Source organism: Acinetobacter sp. 1566109, from assembly GCF_000582255.1.
Classification (GTDB): domain Bacteria; phylum Pseudomonadota; class Gammaproteobacteria; order Pseudomonadales; family Moraxellaceae; genus Acinetobacter; species Acinetobacter nosocomialis.
This window is the reverse complement of the sequence record NZ_JEYB01000136.1, coordinates 1-2047: the sequence shown is the minus strand read 5'-3', so window position 1 is coordinate 2047 and position 2047 is coordinate 1. Positions and strand designations below refer to the sequence as shown.

Genomic DNA, 2047 nt, shown 5'->3' with positions numbered 1-2047 from the left:
TTTTATAATTAAAATTATTCTGGGTTAAACAATGCGAACACCTCAGCCTCAGTTAGTTTTTTTGTTTGATTTTGAAAAGTGTAAAAATCGGGTTTTGAATCAATAAAAATTTCCATATCTAAATTCATGCCTTCTACTGGCTCATTTAAAGAAAATGCATTGATATTGCAGTAACTTTGATCTTTCGTTCTCCAAAAAATTGTTGTTCCACAAGCATTACAAAAGCCTCGTTCTCCCCAGTCAGAAGAGTTAAATACACTAAGATGCTTTTGCTGAATAAACTTTAAACTGCCTTTGACCACATCAACTGTCATATTGACACCACTAGTTTGTCTACGACACATCGAACAATGGCAAGCATGTACATCATGATTTTTTAGTTCAACTTCAAAAGTTGTTTCACCGCATAGACACTGACCGTTCATTATTATTTTCCACAAGAAGTTTATATTTTTAGGGTTATAAAATATTCTACTCAACCACATTTTACAAGTTCATAAACTATAAAATAGTCATATTTCTTATACTCGCCAACTTGACAATATGCATTTTAACGCCTAATTTAACATCAAGTTCCATTTTAGAACTTAATTACTGAAGGACTCAAAAAATGAAAAATCCTATGGAAATGACAGGCCTCGAATTTTTACAAGCCATGATTGAAGGTCACATTCCACCTGCCAGTATAAGCAAAACTATTCCAATGCAACCTACTGAAATTTCTGAAGGATGTGTGACTTTCAAAGCACAAGCAGATCATAATCACTTAAACCCATTAGGTGGTGTACATGGTGGTTTTGCAGCAACAGTCCTAGACTCGGTGACTGGCTGTGCTGTCCATACGATGTTACCTGCAGGTGTAGGTTATGGCACCATCGACCTTAACGTGAAAATGTGCCGCCCTATTCCTCAAAATCAGGCTTTAATTGCCACTGGTAAAGTCATTAATTTAAGTAAAAACTTAGGTATTTCCGAAGGTAAAATTATTGATGAAGAAGGTAAACTTTATGCGTATGCAACAGCAACCTGCATGATCATTCGACCATGAAAACTAAGGCAGCTTTAAATGGCTGCCTTTTTTATTAAGTCAGGAAGATCTGGACGGTCACAAGTTTGTGCAATCACATAGAGTGCCCAAATATTCTTAAGTTGAAGCTCGACCACTTCATTATGCTGAGTAGACCAAGCTAAGACTTTATTTTTACCTAGTAATAATTCGCCTTCGAGCTGGAAAATATAGAGGGGTTTAGATTGATCTAGTAACTTGGAACACTTTAAAACTTTCAGTGAAGTATGCGCATCCCATTTTAAACTAAACCAGAGTTGTAATAAGTCACCTAAGTACAAGTCCTGCTTTTTAAATGGAAAAGCATTGATCCATGCATCTTCTACAAGTGTGTAATAAGATTCTGGTTGATTTAAAATATTAAGATAATTGCGTTGATAAAAATCAAAATTAGAAAAAATAGAAGCAACAGTAAGTGTTTTCATACTTATCTCCGATTTAGCCATTTTAGTGCTGGCAAGTTGGTTTAAATCCACACTGTTTGGATTACTCCAAACGCTTGTTCTTTTTTGAATCTAGCAATTGAGTTTTTAAAGTGCAAGTAATTTATATCCTCGCTACTCAACTTGATCAAATAAGAAGCATACAACACAAAAATGAAGGAAACATGACGATTTTCACTTGACCCTTGTCAAAATCTCCTTATAATCGCATGCAGATTCTCCCATAGCTCAGTCGGTAGAGCGACGGACTGTTAATCCGCAGGTCCCTGGTTCGAGCCCAGGTGGGAGAGCCAAGATTCTAAAAGCCCGCATTTATTGCGGGTTTTTTCTTTTCTAATCATCTAATAACTTTCTATTATTTTGAATAAAATCAATGTTTCGTGTATTTTTAAGCCAAACGATTAGATATTCTCACTAATTCTGCTATTAAGGCTTGACCCAGCCCCCTTTCCTGCCTAAAATCCTTTTCCAGATTCTCCCATAGCTCAGTCGGTAGAGCGACGGACTGTTAATCCGCAGGTCCCTGGTTCGAGCCCAG

Annotated in this window: 3 protein-coding genes, 1 tRNA gene and 1 pseudogene; 2 read left to right on the top strand and 3 right to left on the bottom strand. The window is 36.4% G+C overall.

The window, feature by feature from the left end; genetic code table 11:
* Positions 1–14 precede the first annotated feature (14 nt).
* Entirely contained in the window at positions 15–425 is a 411-nt protein-coding gene (locus J582_RS24690; RefSeq protein WP_031981997.1) for a GFA family protein, read from the bottom strand.
* A gap of 185 nt (positions 426–610) precedes the next feature.
* On the opposite strand from J582_RS24690, the gene J582_RS24685 reads away from it, so the two are divergent.
* On the top strand, positions 611–1048 hold the full coding sequence (locus tag J582_RS24685) for a PaaI family thioesterase (RefSeq protein WP_016804927.1): 438 nt from the start codon (positions 611–613) through the stop codon (positions 1046–1048).
* A gap of 14 nt (positions 1049–1062) precedes the next feature.
* On the opposite strand, the gene J582_RS24680 is transcribed toward J582_RS24685, so the two are convergent.
* Together J582_RS24680 and J582_RS26900 are read right to left on the bottom strand one after the other, a co-directional pair.
* Positions 1063–1491, bottom strand: coding sequence for a hypothetical protein (locus J582_RS24680; RefSeq protein WP_031981994.1), 429 nt, complete (start codon positions 1489–1491; stop codon positions 1063–1065).
* A gap of 41 nt (positions 1492–1532) precedes the next feature.
* Positions 1533–1677 (bottom strand): annotated as a pseudogene (locus tag J582_RS26900) (hypothetical protein); the annotation flags it as partial.
* 49 nt (positions 1678–1726) lie between these two features.
* On the opposite strand from J582_RS26900, the gene J582_RS24675 reads away from it, so the two are divergent.
* Positions 1727–1802: transfer RNA gene (locus J582_RS24675), tRNA-Asn, on the top strand.
* Positions 1803–2047 lie beyond the last annotated feature (245 nt).

Bases quoted from the DNA above. Each gene is read 5' to 3' on its own strand.
- J582_RS24685 (WP_016804927.1), top strand. From the start codon at position 611: ATGAAAAATCCTATGGAAATGACAGGCCTCGAATTTTTACAAGCCATG.
- J582_RS24680 (WP_031981994.1), bottom strand. From the start codon at position 1,491: ATGAAAACACTTACTGTTGCTTCTATTTTTTCTAATTTTGATTTTTAT.
- J582_RS24690 (WP_031981997.1), bottom strand. From the start codon at position 425: ATGAACGGTCAGTGTCTATGCGGTGAAACAACTTTTGAAGTTGAACTA.